This is a genomic window from Ralstonia pickettii (assembly GCF_030582395.1).
Classification (GTDB): Bacteria; Pseudomonadota; Gammaproteobacteria; order Burkholderiales; family Burkholderiaceae; genus Ralstonia; species Ralstonia pickettii_D.
On record NZ_CP104381.1, the window covers coordinates 443,918 to 465,556 of the forward strand.

A 21,639-nucleotide genomic window follows, 5' to 3' on the forward strand; every position below is an offset into this window, starting at 1 on the left:
TGCCACCGGCGCATCCGCCTCGGTGGCGCCGGCCTGGCGGGATCAGAATGCCGGCAGGTATTCCGGCGGATGCGAGCGCAGTTGCTCCCGCGCCTCACGAAACTCAGGGAAGATCGATTCCACCGTGTCCCAGAAGCGCGGGCTGTGGTTCATCTCCTTGAGATGCGCGAGCTCATGCGCAACCACGTAGTCGATCAGGCTGAGGGGGAAATGCACGAGGCGCCAGTTCAGGCGGATCTTGCCGTCGGCGGTGCAGCTTCCCCAACGCGTCGCGGCGGAGGACAGCGCATACGCGCTATGCCGCACGCCAAGGCGCTCGGCGTACACCTCCAGGCGCTCGCCGAAGAGGCGTCGCGCCTGCGTCTGCAGCCAGCCTTGCACGCGGTCCTTGATCTGCTGATCAGTGGTGCCGGGTGGCAGGCCCAGGTGCAGCACACTGCTGTCGGCATCGAACATCAATGCGCCGATGGGCGATTCCAGCTTGAGCGTGATCGTCTTGCCGAGGAAAGGGAGTGCGGCGCCGTCCTGCCACTCCATCTGCGGCAGCATGCGGCGTGCGGCGCTCGTGCGCCATTCGGCCAGCTTGGCGAAGATCCACTTCTGTTTTTCGGCGATGGCGTGTTCGATCTCGGCGAGCGTGACCCAGCGCGGTGCCGTGATCGACAGGCCCCGGTCATCGATGACGAAGCCGATGGTGCGCCGCGACGAACGCTTGAGGTTATAGATGAGCGCGCGCTCGCCCAAGGTCAGGCGGCGCTGATTGGGGCCGAGCGGTGCGGTGGAAAAGTCGAGTGCGGGCGGAGCGAGGAGGGACGCGTCAGGCGGCTGCGATGCCGACGGGGCTTCGGGTGCGAGCAGCGGTAACTCAAGCTGGACGCTGTCGGCGGGGGTGGGCGAAGTCGGTGGGCGCAGCAGTTTCATGCGTGCTCGCGGTAGCTATCGGCGTCGATTCTACGCATTTCTGTTTCGATCCACGCTTCGACTTCGCGATTGAGTTCGTCGCTGGTTTTGCCGGCGCTCGAGATGGCCGGCCCGACCGACAGCGTAATCAGGCCCGGATGCTTCAGGAACGAATTGCGCGGCCACACACGGCCGGAGTTGTGCGCGATGGGGATGACCCATGCGCCGGTATCCACGGCAAAGCGCGCACCGCCGCTTTTGTAACGTGGCTTCGGGTCGCCCGAACGCGTGCGCGTGCCTTCCGGAAACATGATCACCCACGCGCCATCTGCAAGACGCTCCTTGCCCTGGCGCGCCACCGAGGCGAACGCATTGGCGCCGTCCTTGCGGTTAATGTGCACCATTTTGAGCATGCCGAGCGCCCACCCGAAGAACGGCACAAACAGCAGCTCGCGCTTGAAGACGTAGCACAACGGTCGCGGCATGGTCGCGACGAAGGCCATGGTTTCCCACGCCGACTGGTGCTTGGAGAGCAGCACAACCTGTTTGTTGGTGGCGACGGCTTCCTCGATGTTCTCCCAGCCCTGGTATTGCCAGCGGATGCCGAGCAGCCAGCGTGCCATCCAGATTGCAGACTTTGTCCAGCCGGACACCATCCAGAAGCGGTGGTGCGGGTTCATGAACGGAAAGACGATGAAGCAGGCCACCGCGTAAATCGGTGTCCAAACGATCAGGAAAACCAGGTACAGCAGCGAACGGATAAAAGTCATTGGGGGCGAATTCAAGGGGCGCGCGTGGGCGTGCCCTGGGGCACGGGAGATAGCAGCGCACGCGCAAACGCACGCAGGTCCTCGTGAATCTGGGTGCCTGGGGGAAGGTTGCCGGCATCGCGGGTCTTGATGCCCTTGCCGGTCAATACGAGGTGGGGCACGGCACCGACTTCTACACCGGCTTGCAAGTCGCGCAGCGAATCTCCCACGACCGGCACGCCGGTCAGGTCCATGTCGAAGCGGCGTGCGATCTCGCGCAGCATGCCGGCCTTGGGCTTGCGGCACTCGCAGGCATCGGCGGCGGTGTGCGGGCAGAAGAAGACGGCATCGACGCGCCCGCCGGAGGTGGCAAGCGCCTTGTACATCTTCTCGTGCATGGCGTTGAGCGCAGCGGCCTCGAACAGGCCGCGCCCGATACCCGACTGGTTGGTTGCCACCACCACCTGGTAGCCGGCCTGGTTCAGCTCGGCAATGGCTTCCAGGCTGCCGTCGAGCGCGATCCACTCGTCAGGCGACTTGATGAACTGGTCGCTGTCGCGGTTGATAACGCCATCGCGGTCGAGAATCACCAGTTTGGGAACGTGGGGCATGGTGGGCTCCGAACGGTGCTTGGGGTGCCGATCAGGCGGCCAGCTTGGAGATGTCCGCGACGCGGTTCATCAGTCCGTGCAGTTCAGCCAGCAACGCCAGGCGGTTATCGCGCAGCGCGGTGTCGTCGGCCATCACCATCACGCCGTCAAAGAAGGTGTCGACCGCTTCGCGCAGGCCGGCCAGCGTCTTGAGCGCAGTGGTGAAATCGCCGCGTGCGAAGGCGTCGTGCACCTGCGGCTCCGCTGCAACCACGGATTGATGCAGCGCGCGCTCGGCGTCTTCCTTGAGCAGCGGCGGCTGCACGGCACCAATGGCCACGTCCGTCTTCTTCAGGATGTTGGTGATGCGCTTGTTGGCGGCCGCCAGCGCTGCGGCCTGCGGCAGGGCAGCAAAGGCGCGCACGGCTTCCAGGCGCGCGACGATGTCGTCCAGGCGCTGCGGGCGCTGGCTCACCACGGCTTCGACCTCGTTGGTGCTGTAGCCCTTGTCCTTCAGGTAGCCGCGCAGGCGGTCGTAGAGGAAGTCAGAGATGGCGGCGAGGTCCGGTTTGACGGCGGCGATGCCGTCGAAGCCGGCGGCGGCAATCTGCAGCGCATCGTCGATCGTGAGCGCGAGCGGCTTCTCGATCAGCATGCGCAGGATGCCCAGCGCGTGGCGGCGCAGCGCGAACGGATCTTTCTCGCCCGTGGGTTGCAGGCCGATGCCCCAGATGCCGACCAGCGTTTCGAGCTTGTCGGCCAGCGCCACCACGGTACCGGTGGCGGTGCTGGGCAGCGCATCGCCGGCAAAGCGCGGTTGGTAGTGTTCGGAGCAGGCCAGCGCCACATCGTCGGGTTCGCCGTCATGACGTGCATAGTACGTGCCCATCGTGCCTTGCAGCTCGGGGAACTCGCCCACCATGTCGGTCAGCAGATCGGCCTTGGCCAGCAGCGCGCCGCGCGAAGCGTGCGCCACATCCGCGCCAAGCTTCTCAGCCAGTTGGCCGGCGATGGCCTGCAGGCGCGACACGCGTTCAAGTTGCGTGCCGATCTTGTTGTGATAGACCACGCGCGAGAGCAGCGGCACGCGATCGGCCAGCGGCTTCTTCTTGTCCTGCTCGAAGAAGAAGCGCGCGTCGGCCAGGCGCGGGCGGACCACGCGCTCATTGCCTTGAATGATGGCCTCGGGTGTATCCGTGGCGATGTTCGAGACGATCAAGAAGCGGTTGCGCAGATGGCCCTGCGCGTCGGTCAGCGCAAAGTACTTCTGGTTGGTCTGCATGGTCAGGATCAGACACTCCTGCGGCACGGCGAGGAACGCTTCCTCGAAATGGCAGGGGTAGACCACGGGCCATTCGACCAACGCGTTCACCTCATCGAGCAGCGCTTCGGGCATAACGACCGTATCGGCGCCGGCGGTCTTGAGCAGTTCGGCGCGGATGGCCTCCTTGCGCTTGCCATAGCCGGCGATGACCTTGCCTTGCGACTCCAGCGTGCTCGCATACGACGCGGCGTCCTGGATGACGATTTCGCCAGCCGACAGGAAACGGTGGCCCAGCGTCACGTTGCCCGATTGCAGGCCGAACGCGCTGACGGGGATGACCTCGCTGTCGAGCAGCGCAATCAGCTTGTGGGCGGGGCGCACGAACTGGACGTTCTCGCCATTCGGGCGCTGATACGTCATCACCTTCGGGATCGGAAGGTTGGCGACGGTTTGCGACAGTGCAGTCTGCAGGCCGTCAGCCAGCACGGCGCCGCGTGCGGTGTAGCGATAAAACAGCGCTTCGGCCTTGCCGTCGGGCGCGCGTTCCAGCGATTCGGGGGCGATGGCCTCCACGCCCACGGTCTTGGCCAGTGCGGCCAGCTTCTTGACCAGCGGCGCTGCGGGCTTGCCCTCGGCATCGAAGGCGATGGTCACAGGCAGCACCTTCTCGCGCAACTCGCGATCGGGCGCAGTGCGGCGCACGCCGGTGATCGATGCGGCCAGGCGGCGCGGCGTGGCAAATCCTTCCACGGCGGCGCCCTCTTCGAGCAGGCCTTGCGCCGACAGACCGTCAAACAGGCCGCGTGCAAACGCCTCGCCCAGGCGGGCCAGCGCCTTGGGCGGCAGTTCTTCGGTCAGCAGTTCGATCAGGAGGGTGGACATAGCGTTTGAATCGGTGACGTCGTTGTTCTGCGCCGCAGGGTGCTCAGATCAGGTGCGGCGATACGTTGTGTGGTTCGGTTCGGTGATCAGCAGGGCGAGCCGGGAACGGGCTCCACGCCCGAAAGCAGCCACACGCCGTTCTGCTGCTGGAATTGCAATTGTGTGCCGGCGCACTGACCCGGCGGCGGAGGCGGTGCAATCGGCGCAGGGGTGGTGCCGGGCGCGGCCGCATCGCGGCGCAGGAAGCGGGCCGACAGCAAGCCCCGTCGCGCGTCGTAACGCACTTCTTGCAGCGTGCCGGACACGTTGAATTCCAGGCGGCTCGGCAATTGCGCCGCCGAGCGGAACACGCGCGCGCGGCGCTGTGCCTTGGCGCCGGTGCCTTGCCATTCCACCCATGTCAGTGGGAAGCGCAGGGCCGTCCCGTAGGTGCGCAACGGCACGCGATGCCAGCCGAGGTCACGCGCGCCGGACAGGTCGCACGCCATCGTGCGCACCAGGCTCGTCCATTGGTCGAGCGACGGCGGAGGCGGCGTCCAGGCCGTGCTCAGCGCTTGCTGCAGCGGCTTGGAATCGGACACGCAAAGCTGCGTCAGGGTGCTGGGCACGACGAAAACCTTCTCTGTCGATGCCGCCTTGGACGTGCGATGCCGTGCCGCTTGCGCCACGCTCGCCGGTAGCGCCAGCGCGGCGATGGACGCTGCCGTCAGCAGCGCCAGGCCACGCCGTGCTCGGTTGACCGTCATGCGGCCTCCGTCGTCTTGGCGGCGGCAGCGGCTGTGCCGCACATCGGGAAGCCGAGGCGTTCGCGCGAGTCGTAGTAAGCCTGCGCGACCAGACGCGACAGGTTGCGGATGCGGCCGATGTAAGCCGCGCGTTCCGTCACCGAAATTGCACCGCGCGCATCCAGCAGGTTGAAGGTGTGGCCGGCCTTGAGCACCTGCTCGTAGGCCGGCAGGGCCAGTTGCACGACAGGTGCGTCGCCCTCAGCCGTGGCGTCGCCTTCTGCGCGCACGCCCATCAGGCGCTTCGCTTCGGCTTCGTGCTCGGCAAAGCGGCGGAACAGAACGGTCGTGTCTGCCTGCTCGAAGTTGTAGGTCGATTGCTCGACTTCGTTCTGGTGATAGACGTCGCCGTAGGTCAGGCGGCGTTTCACGGGGCCGTTCGGGCCCGGCTCTTCCCACTCTGTCCAGACCAGGTCGTAGATGTTCTCGACCTGCTGGAGGTACATCGCCAGACGCTCGATGCCGTAGGTGATCTCACCGGTCACGGGTTTGCAGTCCAGCCCGCCGACCTGCTGGAAGTACGTGAATTGCGTGACTTCCATGCCGTTGAGCCAGACCTCCCAGCCCAGGCCCCAGGCGCCAAGCGTGGGGTTTTCCCAGTCGTCTTCCACAAAGCGGACGTCGTTCTGCTTCAGGTCCAGGCCCAGTGCTTCCAGCGAACCGAGATACAGGTCGAGGATGTTTTCCGGCGCGGGCTTCAACACCACCTGATATTGGTAGTAATGCTGCAGGCGGTTCGGATTCTCGCCGTAGCGGCCGTCCTTGGGCCGGCGCGACGGTTGCACATAGGCGGCACGCCACGGCTCCGGGCCGATCGCGCGCAGGAAAGTGTGCACGTGCGACGTGCCGGCGCCGACTTCGAGATCGATCGGCTGCAGCAGGGCGCAGCCCTGGGCGTCCCAGTACGACTGCAGCTTGAGGATGAGTTGCTGGAAGGTGAGCATGGTGGTACCCGTTGGTCCGCCGGAACGATGCGTTGCGCGGCGCGACGGTGGAATGCAGCGGCGGGCACGAGAAGCGCCTGGCTCCCTGCCCGCCGTAAAACGTTGAATTTTAGCGTTTTTTGTCAGCGACTCCGGAAAGTGGCTCGAAAGCCCTCCGGAGGCTGAACCATCAATCTGCCGATGCCCGACGGCGGCGCACGAATGCCGCCAGCAGAACCAGCGCGCCAAGGCCCAGCGCGGGCCCGTTGCCGGCCCGTACGAATGGCGTGAGGCCTTGCGTGCCTTGCACGTCAGCCTGCAGCGTGCCCAGCGTGAACACCGGCAGGCGCGCCTGAACGCTGCCGTCCGGCCGCACCACGGCGGTCGCGCCCGTGTTGGTGGCGCGCAGCATCGGACGGCCCGTTTCAAGCGCCCGCATGCGCGAGATCTGCAGATGCTGGTCCAGCGCGATCGTGTCGCCAAACCATGCAAGGTTCGTCACGTTGGCGAGCATCGTGGCCGGCTGGTCTGCGTGCCGAAGCGAGGCGGCAATTTCCTCGCCAAACAAATCCTCGTAGCAGATGTTGGGTGCGACGCGCTGGTCGGCCACCGCCATGGACGGCTGCACGGGCAGCCCGCGCCGGAAATCGCCCAGCGGCATGTTCATCATGTTGACGAACCAGTGGAAACCGAGGGGGATGAACTCGCCAAAGGGCACGAGGTGGTGCTTGTTGTAGCGGTACACGCCCTGGAATTGCGGGCCGATGCCGAACACGCTGTTGGTGTAATCGACGCGGGAGTCCTCGCTGGCGGCGCCGAACAGCACGCTGGAGCCGGTGGTATCCACATAGGTGCGGAGGGCCAGCGCGATCTCCTGCGGCATCTCCTGAATCATGATCGGGAAAGCCGTCTCGGGTGTGACCACGAGTTGTGCGGGCTTCTCGGTGACCATCTTGGTGTACAGCTCCAGCGAGCGCTCGATGCCGGTCTGCTGGAATTTCACGTCCTGCGGCACATTGCCCTGCAACAGACGCACGGAGATCGGCTTGCCCACCGGCTGTGTCCATGCAACGCCGTGCAGCGGCCAGCCGGCCGCCACCACGAGCGCTCCCGCAATGCCAGCCAGCCAGTGCAGGCGGCGCTCGGCTGCGACGCACAGCAGACCGGCCAGCACGGCGGCAATCAGCACGATGCCGTAGACGCCGACCAGCGGCGCGTAGCCGGCCAACGGGCCATCGGTGTGTGCGTAGCCGCCGTTGATCCATGGAAAGCCGGTCCACACGGTGCCGCGCAGCCATTCAGTGACGGCCCATGCCGCACCAAATACCAGCGCCGATGCAGCACCGGACCACCGCCCGCGTCGTGTCAGCCACTGCCATGCCCACACCGCCAGCGCCGGATGCAGCGCCAGATAGCCGGCAAACAGCAGCACGGCCAGCGCCGCCATCCAGGCCGGCATGTCGCCGTAGACGTGCATGCTGATATAGAGCCACCAGACACCCGACAGGAACCAGCCGAGCCCAAAGCCATAGCCAATCCACGCCGCATCACGCAAGCGTGGCGCGCGCTGCACGAGCGCGGCCAAGCCCGTCAGGGAGAGTATCTGCAGCCACCACCAGTGGTTCGGCGCGAACGACAGCGTATGCATGACGCCAAGCAGCGCTGCCAGCGGCATCGCAAAACGCAACCGCGCGAGCGGCACAGCTTGTGCGTCCTGCCGACGCGACGGTGCGGCAGGGGAAGAGAACTGAGCGGGCACGGAAGGATCAGGCGGGATGAGAACCAGAAGTGTCGGCCGTGGCACTGCCGCCGGCCGGCGTGGTGAGGCGGCGCACAAGCAGCACCTGCACCTGGCGCGCATCGGCGCGCAACACGTCGAATTGCAGCGTGCCCATGACGATCTTTTCGCCCCGGTGCGGCACGCGGCCCAGGTGGTTGGACAGCAGCCCGCCCACGGTATCGACGTCTTCGTCGGAGAAATGCGTGCCGAAGGCTTCGTTGAACTGGCTGATTTCGGTCAGCCCGCGCACGCGCATGTGGCCATCGGCGGTCGGCAGGATGTTGTCTTCTTCCTGATCGAAGTCGTATTCGTCTTCGATGTCGCCAACGATTTGCTCGAGCACATCTTCAATGGTGATGAGGCCTGCTACGCCGCCGTATTCATCGACGACGATGGCGATGTGGTTGCGGTTGACGCGGAAGTCACGCAGCAGCACGTTCAGACGCTTCGATTCCGGAATGAACACGGCCGGGCGCAGCATGTCGCGCACATCAAAGCCTTCGTCGGTGTAGAAGCGCAGCAGATCCTTGGCGAGCAGGATGCCGATGATGTTGTCGCGGCTGCCTTCGTAGACAGGGAAGCGCGAATGCGCGGCTTCCTGCACGAACGGGATGAATTCTGACGGCGCGTCGGCGATGTTCAGCGCATCCATCTGCGCGCGCGGGATCATGATGTCGCGCGCACACAGGTCTGAGACCTGGAACACCCCTTCGATCATCGACAGAGAGTCGGCGTCAATCAGGCTGCGCGCATGGGCGTCTTGGAGGATTTCGAGCAGCTCGGCCCGCGATTCGGGCTCGGGCGAGATGAGGTCGGTCAGGCGTTCCAGCAGCGAGCGGGGTTTGTCGGCTGGCTTCGGACTGGGATACGGATCATTCATGGCGCGGTCGCGCGTCGTTAAACATCGGGCCAGCATACACCAAAAGCCCTGCCGTCCCGATGACGGGGGGTGGCCGCCCGGCCCCGAGAAGTGCGTCTTATTCCACTTCTGGAGGCCCGGTTCAGGCGCATTCAGGCGGACGATCTGCCGACGCGGAAGCGGTCAGTCGTGCCCACCGTTGGTGCCGCGTTGGTGGCCATTGCCATGCGCGTTGCTGCCCTCGTCGTCTTGGTGACGGTCGTTCCGGCCCGGAACTCCATCGCCCTGACCGTGATGCTGCCTCTGTCCCCCAGAGTCGTCGCCCTCGCCGCCGCGGTCATGGTCTGCTCCGTGGTTGCCTTTACCCTGGCCCTCGCCGTCGTGATGACCGTTGCTGCCGTGGTGATCCTCACCGTCGTGGTGGCCGCGGTTGCCGTCGCCGCCGTGGTCGTGATCCCCACCGTGATGACCGTCGCCGCCATGGTCGTGATCCCCACCGTGATGACCGTCGCCGCCGTGGTCGTGGTCGCCACCGTGATGACCGTCGCCGCCATGGTCGTGGTCGCCACCGTGATGACCGTCGCCGCCGTGGTCGTGATCCCCACCGTGATGACCGTCGCCGCCATGGTCGTGATCCCCACCGTGATGACCGTCGCCGCCATGGTCGTGGTCCCCCTCATGATGGCCGCCGTGATCGTGATCGTGATCATGGTGGTGGCCGTGATGGTGACCGCCGTCGTGGCAGCTCCCGCACGGCGATGGGACGGGCGATGGGCTCGGCGTTGGTGTGGGTGTTGGAGCTGGTGTCGGCGTTGGACTCGGACTCGGCGATGGAGCTGGCGACGGACTGGGCCCGGGGCTCGGTGTGGGTGCCGGCGTGGGGCCAGGGCTGGGCGACGCACCGGGTGCAGGGGCTGGCGTCGGGCTGGGCTTGGACGGTGGCGCGTTGTTGCCGCTCGGGGGCGGTGCGTCGCTATTGCTGCTGGGCGGGGTTGCCGCCGGTGCCGGATCTGCGGGACGGGAATTGCTGTGATACCGCCCCAGCGTGCTCGCGCCGCCGTAGGCCGTCCAGCGTCCGGCGATTTCCTTGTCGACGCCGGCGAGCCAGTGGTCGCCCGTGGCCCCCACGCCCACCAGCGCCTTGCTGCTTGCAAAGTCGTAGCCGCCGCCAATGAGCGCCTGCACGCTGGTGCTGCCCACCACGGCCTGCACGCGGGGCCGGATGGTGCCTTGCGCGACCATCAGGTTCACCTCGGCGCCAACCACGTTGTTGCTGTCGGAGATGTTGACCGTGCGGCAACCGACGACCGCGCCCGGATGCCAGGCGCCGTCGAACACGATGACGATGCCCGCGTAGCACGATTGCTTGTGATCAGCGTGCGCGATGCGGGGCGCGACCGCGAGCGCCGTGCCGACACCCACGCCAACCAGCAGCGTGGTCCACGGAATGCTGTCCATGAAGCGTTGACGCATGATGACCTCCCCGGAGTGGCCTGACCCATCTGTGTGTGGGTTTGGCCGATGGCGCTCGTTTGCGCCGAGTTCGCTAAGCGCGCTCGCGTGGCGGCTTATGCGTGGAGGATAGAAATCGCTACGGCAAAACCCATGCGCCATACGGAGAGCGACGAGGGTGCCGGATGGCCGATGGCCTGTGCGACGCGTATGCGCGATTCGAACGGCGCGAGCATGCGCCGAATGGCGGAGGGAAACCTGTAGATCGTTGTCAGGACTGGCTTTGCGTTATTGCGGGTTGATTCATCGCTGAAACACCACGCTGCAAGAATGGAACATGCAAAAGCAAAACGCCGGCGCGAGGCCGGCGTTTGAACATCAGGGGCGTTGCGCTCTAGCGCTCTGCGTATGGATCGGCAAAACCGAGGTCGCGGAGGATCTCCGTTTCAATGCCTTCCATTTCCTTTGCATCCGCCGCGTCTTCGTGGTCGTAGCCCTGGGCGTGGAGCGCGCCGTGCACGATCAGGTGTGCGTAGTGCGCGAGCAGCGGCTTCTTTTGTTCCTTTGCCTCCTTTTCGACCACCGCACAGCACAGCACGATGTCGGCCGACACCGGGTCTTCCGCGCTCTCGGCGTAAGAGAAGGTCAGCACATTGGTGGCGTAGTCCTTGCCGCGGTAGGTGCGGTTGAGCGTGCGACCTTCTTCTTCGCCGACAAAGCGCACGTTGAGCTGCGCATCGGCAAACAGTGCCGGGGCGATCCATGCCTCGATGTCGCGTTCCTTCGGCAATGCCTTGCGAACGGCCGCCTTGAGTTCATCGCCGTACTGCACCGTCAGGTCGAGCGTGAGCATCTCGGCGCCGGCGGTGTCGTCGTCGAAGGCTTCTTCTGTGGAGTCTGCCAATTCAGCGGGTTGGGTTTCGATGCGCAACGTGATGCTGTCGTGGTGCTCCGGGCGCAGCGAAAGCATGGCGTGCATGTCGGCGTCGGCGTGCTCGGCAACGAGGGTGATCGCCCCATCGACGGTATTCGGCAGGCCCAGGATCAGGCTGCGGCCATCGGCGAACGCAATGCGCAGCGCGCTCGCATCCACCGTCTTCGGTTTGCCTTGGGCGTCGAACACGTCAACGCGCGGGCCGAGCGACTCCGCGGCCGCGGTCTGGGTCTTCTTGGTTTTTGCTTTGGTATCGGTTTTTGCTTTAGCCACGTTCAGGCGTCCTTATGCATCTTTATGCTGGGCATGGAATTCGTCATAGGCCTCGACGATGCGGGCCACCAGCGGGTGCCGCACCACGTCGACGCTCGTAAAGCGCGTCATCGCAACGCCGCGCACGTCACGCAGCACGTGCTGCGCTTCGACCAGGCCGCTCTTCTGGCCGCGCGGCAGATCGATCTGCGTTGTGTCGCCGGTGATCACCGCCTTGGAGCCGAAGCCGATCCGCGTGAGGAACATCTTCATCTGTTCCGGCGTGGTGTTCTGCGCTTCGTCCAGGATGATGAAGGCGTGATTGAGCGTGCGCCCGCGCATGTAGGCCAGCGGCGCGATCTCGATCATCTGGCGCTCGAACATCTTCTGCGTCTTGTCGAAGCCGAGCAGGTCGTACAGCGCGTCGTACAGCGGGCGCAGGTACGGGTCCACCTTTTGCGCGAGGTCGCCGGGCAGGAAGCCGAGGCGTTCGCCGGCTTCCACCGCCGGGCGCGTCAGTACGATGCGCTTGATGGCGTCGCGCTCCAGCGCATCCACCGCGCAGGCGACGGCCAGATACGTCTTGCCCGTACCCGCCGGGCCGATGCCGAACGACAGGTCGTGGGAGAGGATGTTGCGCAGGTACGCGCGCTGCATCGGCGTGCGGCCATGCAGATCGGTGCGCCGCGTATGCAGCACCGGCGATAGATCATTGCCGTCCGGCTCGTCGGTGCCCGATTCCGGCAGGTAAGCCCCATGTGCGGCGACCTGGCGGGTTTCCACCAGGCCAAGCTGGATATCGTCCACCGACAGCGGATCGCGCGCGGCGTTGTAGAACGTCTCCAGGGCGTTGGTCGCGCCTTGCGCGTTGGTGCCGCGCACGGTGAACTTGCTGCCACGCCGGCTGATGGTCACGTCCAGCGCCTGCTCGATCTGGCGCAGGTTCTCGTCCAGCGGCCCGCACAGGTTCTGCAGGCGCGTGTTGTCGTTCTTGGGCGCGGTGAATTCTGCGATGGAGGGTTTCATCAAGTCGGGTTGTGTTGATGATCAGTGAGTCGCACTGGCCGTACGCTGTTCGGCCACTTCGCCACGCAACGAATGCGGGAATGCGTGCACGATACGCACGTCCAGCATCTGGCCGATCAGCTGGTCGCGACGCGCCTGCGGCAGATCGGGCAGGGCGAAGTTGACGACACGGTTGTTCTCGGTGCGGCCGTGCAACTCAGTCGGATCCTTGCGCGACGGGCCTTCCACCAGAATGCGCTGCACGCTGCCGACCATGCCTTGGCTGATGCGTGCCACGTTCTCTTCGATGGTCGCCTGCAAATGTTTCAGGCGTTCGAGCTTGACGGCCTGCGGCGTATCGTCGGGCAGGTTGGCGGCCGGCGTGCCGGGGCGGGGGCTGTAGATAAAGCTGAACGATGTGTCGTAGCCGATCTCGTGAATCAGGTCCATCGTCTTGGCGAAGTCCGCATCCGTCTCGCCCGGGAAGCCGACGATGAAGTCGGTGGCGATCGAGATATTTGGCCGGATCGCGCGCAGCTTGCGGATGCTGCTTTTGTATTCGAGCACCGTGTAGCCGCGCTTCATCGCCATCAGGATGCGGTCGGAGCCATGCTGCACGGGCAGGTGCAGGTGGTCGACGAGCTTCGGGTTGGTGGCATAGGCCTCGATCAGGCGGGAGCTGAATTCCTTCGGGTGACTGGTCGTGTAACGGATGCGCTCGATGCCCGGAATCTCGGCCACGTATTCGAGCAGCAGCGCGAAATCCGCACGCTCGCTCGTGTCGCCCATCTTGCCGATGTAGGCGTTGACGTTCTGGCCCAGCAACGTGACTTCCCGCACGCCCTGTTCGGCCAGGCCGGCCACTTCGGCCAGCACGTCGTCGAACGGGCGCGAGACCTCTTCGCCGCGCGTGTACGGCACCACGCAGTAGCTGCAGTATTTCGAGCAGCCTTCCATGATCGACACGAAGGCGCTGGCGCCGTCCACGCGCGCGGGCGGCAGGTGGTCGAACTTCTCGATCTCTGGGAACGACACGTCGACCTGCGAGCGGCCGGTGCGGCGGCGTGCTGCGATCAGGTCGGGCAGGCGGTGCAGCGTCTGCGGCCCGAACACCACGTCAACGTAAGGGGCGCGCGCCACGATGGACGCGCCTTCCTGGCTGGCCACGCAGCCGCCCACGCCGACCACGAGATCCGGCTTGAGCGCCTTGAGCGCCTTCACGCGGCCGAGTTCTGAAAACACTTTCTCCTGCGCCTTTTCGCGCACGGAGCAGGTGTTGAAGAGGATCACGTCCGCATCTTCGGGCGTGTCGGTGGGGACGAGGCCTTCAGCCGCGTTGAGTACGTCGGACATCTTGTCCGAGTCGTACTCGTTCATCTGGCAGCCGTAGGTTTTGATGAAGACTTTTTTCATGTGCCGTTCACAGTGGTTGACCTGGGGGCACGTGCTTCGTGGGGCGTTCTGACTACTGGGACTGCGCTTGCGCCTGACTTTGTGCCGCCACCGCAGCCTTGTAATCGTCATCGCTGACAACCCAGGCTGTCAGCAACTGCTGATACAAGTCCAGCTGATAGCGCACCTTGAACGTCTGGCCGACCACCGAGCCCGGCGGCAGCAGGCGCCCATCGAGCGACAGGATCCGCACGCCCGGGGCAAAGCGGATATCGGCGCTGCTGCTGCCGAAGCCCAACAGCAGGATGCGGACGATGCCGGTGCTGCCGGTACTCAGCGTGCCGGTATTGGCCGAATTGACGGTCAACTGGGCTGCCGGGGCCGTCGCCGGAATATTGCGCAGGACTTGCGCATGAGACAGCAACGGCGCCGATGCTGCAGCAATGGCAGCAAAGGCTAGGGCGAGAACTTGGCGTCGGGTGCGCATGGCGTCGTCAGGAGAAAGCCACCGCCGGGTGAGCGACCCGGCACACGAAACACGAGACAACCCGATATTGTAGCGTTCCGGGCCGAAGTCTTATAGCGCTTCGGCAATCTTGGCGGCCAGCGCAACGCCGCTCAGGAACGCGGCTTCTACGCGCGGGCCTTCGCACCAATCGCCGCAGGCGCCCAGGCGGACGGTGGCGTCCCACTGGCAGGGCATGCCGGCAGACTGCTCGACCAGCGCATGTGGCCACAGGTGCACGGCCATCAGATCGGGCTCCGGCGTCCCCGGGAATGCTTCCGCAAAGCGGGCGTGCATGGCATGGAGGGCCTGCTCGGGGCTGTCGTTGGCATGTGCGGCCGACCAGCCCGGCGATGCATGCACCACCCAGGATTCATCGACCATGACGCGGCCCGGTTTGGTGTTGTCGCGGGCCGCCCAGGCCAGCATGTCGTCGTCGATGCGGATGCCGTCATACGGCAGGTCCAGGGCTTGCGCAAAACCCATCATCAGCGCCCAGCACGGGGCGTATTGCACCGGGGCGATGGCTTCCTGCAGCGAAGCGGGCGTGGCGCCGTGAAACAGTGCGGGCAGTTCGGGCGCGGGCAGGGCCAGGGCGAGGAAGTCGGCATGGGCGGCGTCCGTGCCGTTGCGCTCGATCATCCAGCGCCGGCCATCGTGCGTTACACGCGTGACAGCGTGGCCGAAGCGCACATCGAGCGGTGCTGCCAGGCTGCGCACCAGCGCACCCATACCGGGCAGGCCGACATAGCGGGCTTCATCGCGGAAGTCGGCTTCCAGCCCATCGACAGTGCGATGGCCCCAGCGTGCGGGCCACGGCAGCACCGAGCCCTGACGGCCAGCGGCGTCCACCGCACGGCGGAAGGCCTCGCTGCGCACGTTGAACGACTGCGCACCATGATCGAACGCATACGCCGGGGCCGCCTCAGGCAATACCGTAGTCGCCAGCCTGCCGCCCACGCCTGCGGCCTGCTCGTAGACCGTGGTGGCGATGCCTTCGGCGGCAAGCGCGTTGGCACAGGCAACGCCGGCAATGCCGGCTCCGACGATGGCGATGGAAGGCTGGGTCATGGATGTGGCGTGCGTTCGGGGGCAGGAATCCGGAATCGGCGCGGTGATCGGCGAGTAACAGTCCGCCATGATATCGGGTCGCGCCCCAATGAAAAACGCCACCCGAAGGTGGCGTTTTGCGATGGAGCAATTCTGCAGCTTAGAACTTGTAACCCACTGCCAGCCCGAAGACGATGGGGTCGACCTTGATGTCGGTCTTGTTGACGGCCAGCACCTGGCCTTGCTGGCTGCGGATCGTGATGGTGGACGTCGTCTTCAGCGGCAGGTACGACACCGTGCCGATGGCGGTCCAGTTCTTGGCGAACTCATACGACACACCCACGTTGGCGACCGGCGTCCACGAGCTCGACGTTTCCGCCGTCACCTTCGCCGGGCCCGTCGGCACCTGACCCATGCCCAACTGAAGCACCTGCCCCAGGTTTTGCAGGCCGTTGACGAAGTTCTGGTTCAACTTCAGGTTGGTGAAGAAGTTGTAGCTGACACCTGCGCCGACGAACGGACGAAGTTTGCTTTCCTTGGTGCCGAAGTAGTACTGCGCGACGATCGCCGGGCTCCATTCACGCACGGTGGCGACAGGGTTGTTCTGCGGCAGGCCCAGATTGATCAGCGTCAGCGGCCCGACCACCGGCACCGGGGCGATCACATTACCGCTGCCGTACAGGTTGAATTTGGGTGGAACACCGCCTACGAACGTGCCGGCGATGTTGTCGTTAAAGAAGTGCGTGAACGTGAGCGACAGCGTATTCGCGTTACTGACTTTCACGTCAGTTCCCGGCGACTGGTAGGTGCCCAGGCCGAGCGCGCTGGTGGTGGTGGTCAGCGGCGTGGCGGAATCCATCGGGCGGATGTAGAACCAGCCCAGCGCCATGACGTTGCGACCCCAGACGTAGTTGTCCATGAAGCCGCTGAAGCCGCCGCCGCTGCTGGTGCCGCTGCCATTGCTGGCGCTTGCGGCTACGTTGGCCTCTGCGGTGGATTGGGCGTGTGCCAAGGGGGCAGCAAGGGTGCTGGCGGCAGCGCAGGCAAAGGCTGCGGCAAAGCGGCGGGCAGTGCGGTTCATGTGGTTGTCTCTCTGGATTGGATTGTTATCACGCCTTGGTGTGGCGATTTGTGTTTCCGCAGCATAACGCAGCGCTTTTGTTCGGTTACGCTGCGATGACCGAAGTTTTCCTCTAGCGTGTACGCACGCAACAAGGGGTTTCCCCTAGTCGCGTTTCATACTGTCCGCCGGACGGCGGAGCCTTGGCCCACAACGGTCTTGGGGCCGCAGTCTAAAACTTGTATTCCGGATTTTTGGGGTTGAAAGTCTGGTCGTTCCAGGTCTTGCGCGTCACGCTCTCAATGACGATTTTCTCGAGCTGATTGCCCGATTCGTCCCACGCCTCTTCAATGCGAACCCATGGGTTTTTGAGGTCGAAATACAGGCGCACGCGCTTGGCGTAGAACGTGGGCGGCCCGCTTGGTGCATCCCAGGTCAGCCTCAGCATGCGCTCGCCGTCTTCGGTCACCACCTTGGCTTCGTTGAACTTGCCGCTGCCGCCGGCAGCCACGTGGGCACGTCCGTCGCGCTCGACCGAATCGACGATGAACTGCAGCCCAAGCTCACGCGCCGTGTGGTTCGACTGCGATTTGGCCAGCGAGCCGTCCAGCGCACTCCAGATCGCCACAAAACCGACGAGCCCGCCAAGGTGGCCATACATCTCGTCCTTGCGCACGGTTTCGTCGTAGATGATCTCCTGGCCGGCGTGCGCGCCGCCCTTGAGCCAGCGCGCGTAGACCTGCCGTGGGGCGTTGCGGTAGCGGATGAGCATGAGCGCAGGTTGGCTTTGCCACTGGTCTTTCACGCGTTCCTGGCGGCGCATGCGGTATTCATATTCGGGCAACTTGGCCGCCTCGCCCTTGAGCCAGCGCACCAGCGTTTCGGGCTTCATGGCCTGCGCCATGGCCAGGACGTCTTCGTCGGACCAGGCCGCAAACGCGTTGGCGTTGACCTGGCTGCCGAGCCACGCCGTCTGCCTGGCGATGTCCATGGCGGCAAAGCTGCCGATGGCCGCCGATTGCGATGCGGCGGTCTGTGTGGCGCTCGGCGCGGCTGCCGCTGGCACAGAAGCATCCGGCGCGGCAGGCTGGGCCCAGGCGTGTACGGCACCGGCCAGCAGCGTGGCCAGGGCGAGAGTACGCAATTGCATACGAGTCTCCGCTGTCGCTGTTATTGCTGAGCTTGCGCGCGGGCGCGCTTGATGTCCGGATCGGCATCGCGCAGTTCGCGGCGCAGGATCTTGCCCACGGTCGACTTGGGCAGCTCTTCGTGGCGGAACTCGACGATGCGCGGCATCTTGTAGCCGGTCAGATGAGCGCGGCAGTGTTCGAGCAGCGCGGCTTCGGTCAGCGCACCGGTGCGCGGTACCACGATGATCTTCACGCGCTCGCCGGCCACCGGATCGGGCACGCCAATGGCCGCCACCTCCAGCACCTCAGGATGCAGCGCCACCACGTCTTCGATCTCGTTCGGGTACACGTTGAAACCCGAGACCAGGATCATGTCCTTTTTGCGGTCGATCAGGCGGATGTAGCCGTTGGCATCCATCACACCGATATCGCCGGTGGAGAACCACCCTTCGGCGTCGATGGACTTGGCGGTCTCATCGGGGCGCTGCCAGTACCCGCGCATGACCTGCGGCCCACGCACCTGCAGTTCGCCCGGTTCGCCGAGCGGCGCGATCGTGCCGTCGTCGCGCTTGAAGCGCACTTCGGTGGAGGGCGCGGGCAACCCGATCGTGCCGCTGAATTCGGTCACGTGCGGCGGGTTCATCGACACGACCGGCGAGCATTCCGTCAGCCCGTAGCCTTCAACGATGGTGTGGCCCGTGACTTCCTTCCAGCGCTGGGCAATGGCGCGCTGCACCGCCATGCCGCCACCGATGGTGATCTTCATGGCCGAGAAATCCCGCTTGGCGAAGTCCGGGTCTTCCAGCAGTGCGTTGAAGAGCGTGTTCACCCCCGCAATGCCAGAGAACCGTTCGTTGCGCAGGATGAAGATCACGCGCTTGGTGTCACGCGGATTGGCGATCAGGATATTGCGCCCGCCCAGTGTCATGAACATCAGCAGGTTCACCGTGAGCGAGAAGATGTGATACAGCGGCAGCAGCGTGACGTTGGTTTCCACGCCGCCGTTGAGCATGCTCTTGGACCACTCTTCGGCCTGCAGCAGGTTGGCGATGATGTTGCGGTGCGTGAGCATTGCGCCCTTGGCCACGCCCGTGGTGCCGCCCGTGTATTGCAGGAAGGCCAGATCTTCCGGCGCCAGCTGCACTGACTGCAGTGTGCGTAAGCTTCCTGCGGCCAGCGCATCGCGCAGCCAGACCGGCGAGGGCAGCTTGTACGGCGGCACCTGCTTCTGCACGTGGCGCATCACGAAGTTCAGCGCGCGGCCCTTGAGGTTGAGCGCCCCGCCCATCAGGTCGCCGATGCCCGTCATGACGATGTTGCGCACCTGGCTGCCGGGCAGCGCCTGCTCCAGCGTGCGCGCGAAGTTCTCCAGCACCACGATCGTTTGTGCGCCGGAATCGCGCAACTGATGGGCCAGCTCCGGCACCGTGTACAACGGGTTGACGTTGACGACGATGGCGCCGGCCAGCAGCGTGCCGAACAGGCACAAGGGGTACTGCAGGCTATTGGGCAGCATGATCGCCACCCGATCGCCTTTCTTTACGCCGCGCGACTGCAGCCACGCCGCAAACTGCTTGGCCTGGCGCTCGCACTCGCCGTACGTCATTTCGGTGCCGACACTCACGTAGGCGACGCGGGTACGGTACTTCTCCACCGATTCCCGAAACACCTCGACCAGCGAGTGATAACGATCGGGATTGATCTCCGCGGGCACGCCCTCGGGGTACGACTTCAGCCAGATGCGATCGGTCAGATCGCTGCGGTCGGCAACGGTGTTCATGGTGTCTCCGTCCATGAAAAACGCGGCGTGGTTTTATTGTGTGCCGCGCGGGTTTTGAATCTTGCTAGACGCGGGCCGTTCCCGTTGTGGCCCGAGCGGTTTACTGCGACATCGTTTCGGGGCGCTCCAGAATGGCGACGACACCTTGCCCGCCCGCGGCACAGATCGACACCAGCCCGCGGCCGCTGCCGCGCTGCGCCAGCATCTTCGCCAGCGTCGCGACAATGCGCCCGCCCGTGGCGGCAAACGGATGCCCTGTGCCCAGCGAGCTGCCGTTCACGTTGAGTTTGCTGCGGTCGATGCTGCCCATCGGCGCGCTGCGGCCCAGCTTTTCGCGACAGTATTCGGGCGATTCCCACGCCGCCAGCGTACACAGGACTTGCGCTGCAAAGGCTTCGTGAATCTCGTAGTAGTCGAAGTCCTGCAGCGTCAGGCCCGCGCGCTCCAGCATGCGGGAAACGGCATAGGCCGGGGCCATCAAGAGCCCTTCGTTCTGCTCCGGCGTGCCGCTGAAGAAGTCGACAGCCGCCGTGTCCGCGCAGGTCATGTAGGCGAGCACGGGCAGGTTGTGCGCGCGCGCCCAGTCTTCGCTGGCGAGCAGCACGCACGAAGCGCCATCGGTGAGCGGCGTGGAGTTGCCGGCCGTCATGGTGCCGGCGGCGCTGCGGTCGAATACCGGCTGCAGCTTCGCCAGTTGCTCGAGGGTCAAGTTGCTGCGCAGATTGTTGTCGCGATCAAGCCCGAGGTGGGCGGTCATCAGGTCGGTGAAGAACCCGCGCTCGTAGGCCGCCGTGAGGTTGTGGTGGCTGCGCAGGGCCAGCGCGTCCTGGTCTTCGCGACGGATGCCCCAGCGCTTGGCCATCAGCTCGCAGTGTTCGCCCATCGACAGGCCAGTGCGCGGCTCGCTGTTGCGCGGCAGGAGCGGGCGCACGAACATCGATGGCCGCAGTCCGGCCAGCGCCTTGACGCGCGCACCGGTGGATTTGGCGCGGTTGGCCTCCAGCAGGATCTTGCGCATCTTCTCGTTCAGGCCGACGGGCGCATCGGAGGTAGTGTCCGTGCCGCCGGCAATGCCCACGTCGATCTGCCCGAGCGCGATCTTGTTGGCAACGAGGATGGCGGCTTCCAGCCCGGTGCCGCAGGCCTGCTGGATGTCGTACGCGGGCGTCTGCTTGGCGAGCGTGGTAGACAGCACCGTTTCGCGCGTCAGGTTGAAATCGCGCGCGTGCTTGATGACCGCGCCGGCCACGACTTCGTCCAGACGCTGGCCATGCAGGTTGAAGCGGTCGATGAGGCCTTGCAGCGCGGCGGTCAGCATCTGCTGGTTCGAAGCCGTGGCGTAGGCCGTGTTCGAGCGGGCAAACGGAATGCGGTTACCGCCGAGGATGGCGACGCGGCGCAGCTGCGCGTTGACGAGCATGAATTCAGTCTCCCGAGTTTTCTTGTTGTGCCTGCGGCAACGTCAGCATGCCGCGCAGATAGGGTTTGTCGCCCGCGGCGTTGCGCACTTCAAATGCGCGGCCCGGTGTGGCTTCACGGGCATGCCACAGCGTCGCCGCCCCGGGCAGCGATAGCGGCGTCTTGAATTCGGCCACCACTTCGCCTTGCGTGAGCGGCGCCGCGGGCAACAGCTCTGCCAGCGCTCGGGCCTTCGTCCACATGCCGTGAGCGATGGGATGCGCAAAGCCGAACAGCCTTGCACCGATAGCGGACACGTGGATGGGGTTCCAGTCGCCCGACACGCCGGCGTAGCGTCGGCCGGTGTCGGCCGGCACATCCCAGCGGCCGTCTGGTGACAAGGTCTGGGCACCGGGCAGCGCAATCAGCGGCGCACCTTGCGGAGAAGGCACGCCCACGCGCAAATAGGTCGACAGCGATTCCCACACCACGGCCCCGCCTTTGACGATGGCCGTTTCGATGGCGAACGCCTGTCCGCGTGCATGGTGGAACAACCGGCGGGGGCGCACTTCCACGCGCACGCGCTCACCCACCTGCAAACGCTGGTGTTGGCGGATCGTGTTGCACAGATGCACCAGGCCGATGACCGGATAGGGAAACGCCGATTCCGTCATCAGCATGAGCTGCAGCGGAAAGCCCAGCAGGTGCGGATACGTCATCGGTACGCCATGCGCGGGCGAGAATCCGCACACCGCCGCGTACTGGGCGATGTGTTCCGCTTCGAGCGGCACTTCCTGCCGCACCAGGGTGTGGCGCGGCAGCGGTCCGCCACGCTTGCCTTTACGTTGCGACAGCAGCGCGCGCCACGCCAGCGCCCCCGGGGATGGTGGCGCCGTCACCAGCGTCTGCGTGGCGATCATGGGAAAGAGCGGGGCCAGCGTGCGCACGA

Annotated in this window: 19 protein-coding genes; all 19 read right to left on the reverse strand. The window is 65.3% G+C overall.

Going from position 1 to position 21,639, the window contains the following annotated elements:
* Positions 1 to 42: 42 nt before the first annotated feature.
* The 19 genes from N5B55_RS02095 to N5B55_RS02185 all read right to left on the reverse strand — a co-directional run bounded on the left by N5B55_RS02095 (position 43) and on the right by N5B55_RS02185 (position 21,637).
* The gene (locus tag N5B55_RS02095; protein WP_304538979.1) at positions 43 to 921 is read right to left on the reverse strand and encodes a M48 family metallopeptidase; all 879 of its coding nucleotides are present in this window, start codon (positions 919 to 921) and stop codon (positions 43 to 45) included.
* A complete protein-coding gene (locus N5B55_RS02100) occupies positions 918 to 1,670 on the reverse strand; it encodes a lysophospholipid acyltransferase family protein (protein ID WP_304538980.1) in 753 nt (250 codons plus the stop codon). Before N5B55_RS02100 ends, N5B55_RS02095 begins: the two co-directional genes overlap by 4 nt.
* 11 nt (positions 1,671 to 1,681) lie before the next feature.
* Positions 1,682 to 2,260 (reverse strand): D-glycero-beta-D-manno-heptose 1,7-bisphosphate 7-phosphatase, encoded by a 579-nt coding sequence (gene gmhB / locus N5B55_RS02105; RefSeq protein ID WP_065856692.1) that lies wholly within the window; start codon positions 2,258 to 2,260, stop codon positions 1,682 to 1,684.
* Positions 2,261 to 2,291: 31 nt separating this feature from the next.
* On the reverse strand, positions 2,292 to 4,385 hold the full coding sequence (gene glyS / locus N5B55_RS02110) for a glycine--tRNA ligase subunit beta (protein ID WP_178959320.1): 2,094 nt from the start codon (positions 4,383 to 4,385) through the stop codon (positions 2,292 to 2,294).
* Between the two features lie 86 nt (positions 4,386 to 4,471).
* Positions 4,472 to 5,131, reverse strand: coding sequence for a hypothetical protein (locus N5B55_RS02115; RefSeq protein WP_304538981.1), 660 nt, complete (start codon positions 5,129 to 5,131; stop codon positions 4,472 to 4,474).
* Positions 5,128 to 6,114: a glycine--tRNA ligase subunit alpha gene (gene glyQ, locus N5B55_RS02120; RefSeq protein WP_065856698.1), complete on the reverse strand. Its 987-nt coding sequence runs from the start codon at positions 6,112 to 6,114 to the stop codon at positions 5,128 to 5,130. Before glyQ ends, N5B55_RS02115 begins: the two co-directional genes overlap by 4 nt.
* Positions 6,115 to 6,283: 169 nt before the next feature.
* A complete protein-coding gene (gene lnt, locus N5B55_RS02125; protein ID WP_304539743.1) occupies positions 6,284 to 7,795 on the reverse strand; it encodes an apolipoprotein N-acyltransferase in 1,512 nt (503 codons plus the stop codon).
* 64 nt (positions 7,796 to 7,859) lie between these two features.
* Positions 7,860 to 8,753: an HlyC/CorC family transporter gene (locus N5B55_RS02130; protein WP_065856702.1), complete on the reverse strand. Its 894-nt coding sequence runs from the start codon at positions 8,751 to 8,753 to the stop codon at positions 7,860 to 7,862.
* Between the two features lie 162 nt (positions 8,754 to 8,915).
* A complete protein-coding gene (locus N5B55_RS02135; RefSeq protein ID WP_304538982.1) occupies positions 8,916 to 10,205 on the reverse strand; it encodes a hypothetical protein in 1,290 nt (429 codons plus the stop codon).
* Between the two features lie 373 nt (positions 10,206 to 10,578).
* Positions 10,579 to 11,391, reverse strand: a complete 813-nt coding sequence (gene ybeY, locus N5B55_RS02140; RefSeq protein WP_304538983.1) for an rRNA maturation RNase YbeY — start codon at positions 11,389 to 11,391, stop codon at positions 10,579 to 10,581.
* Between the two features lie 12 nt (positions 11,392 to 11,403).
* Positions 11,404 to 12,396: a PhoH family protein gene (locus N5B55_RS02145; protein ID WP_304538984.1), complete on the reverse strand. Its 993-nt coding sequence runs from the start codon at positions 12,394 to 12,396 to the stop codon at positions 11,404 to 11,406.
* 21 nt (positions 12,397 to 12,417) lie between these two features.
* Positions 12,418 to 13,788, reverse strand: coding sequence for a tRNA (N6-isopentenyl adenosine(37)-C2)-methylthiotransferase MiaB (gene miaB, locus N5B55_RS02150; RefSeq protein ID WP_012761214.1), 1,371 nt, complete (start codon positions 13,786 to 13,788; stop codon positions 12,418 to 12,420).
* Positions 13,789 to 13,840: 52 nt separating this feature from the next.
* Entirely contained in the window at positions 13,841 to 14,254 is a 414-nt protein-coding gene (locus N5B55_RS02155; protein ID WP_154206360.1) for a hypothetical protein, read from the reverse strand.
* 90 nt (positions 14,255 to 14,344) lie between these two features.
* The gene (locus N5B55_RS02160; RefSeq protein WP_304538985.1) at positions 14,345 to 15,343 is read right to left on the reverse strand and encodes an NAD(P)/FAD-dependent oxidoreductase; all 999 of its coding nucleotides are present in this window, start codon (positions 15,341 to 15,343) and stop codon (positions 14,345 to 14,347) included.
* A 139-nt stretch (positions 15,344 to 15,482) separates the two neighbouring features.
* Positions 15,483 to 16,403, reverse strand: a complete 921-nt coding sequence (locus tag N5B55_RS02165) for an OmpW/AlkL family protein (RefSeq protein WP_154206362.1) — start codon at positions 16,401 to 16,403, stop codon at positions 15,483 to 15,485.
* Positions 16,404 to 16,614: 211 nt separating this feature from the next.
* The gene (locus N5B55_RS02170) at positions 16,615 to 17,532 is read right to left on the reverse strand and encodes a DUF1571 domain-containing protein (protein WP_154206363.1); all 918 of its coding nucleotides are present in this window, start codon (positions 17,530 to 17,532) and stop codon (positions 16,615 to 16,617) included.
* A 20-nt stretch (positions 17,533 to 17,552) separates the two neighbouring features.
* On the reverse strand, positions 17,553 to 19,292 hold the full coding sequence (locus tag N5B55_RS02175) for an AMP-binding protein (protein ID WP_304538987.1): 1,740 nt from the start codon (positions 19,290 to 19,292) through the stop codon (positions 17,553 to 17,555).
* Between the two features lie 100 nt (positions 19,293 to 19,392).
* A complete protein-coding gene (locus tag N5B55_RS02180) occupies positions 19,393 to 20,712 on the reverse strand; it encodes an acetyl-CoA C-acetyltransferase (protein WP_304538988.1) in 1,320 nt (439 codons plus the stop codon).
* A gap of 4 nt (positions 20,713 to 20,716) precedes the next feature.
* Positions 20,717 to 21,637 carry a MaoC/PaaZ C-terminal domain-containing protein gene (locus tag N5B55_RS02185; protein WP_304538989.1) on the reverse strand — a complete coding sequence of 307 codons (921 nt, stop codon included), beginning with the start codon at positions 21,635 to 21,637 and terminating at the stop codon, positions 20,717 to 20,719.
* Positions 21,638 to 21,639: the final 2 nt, after the last annotated feature.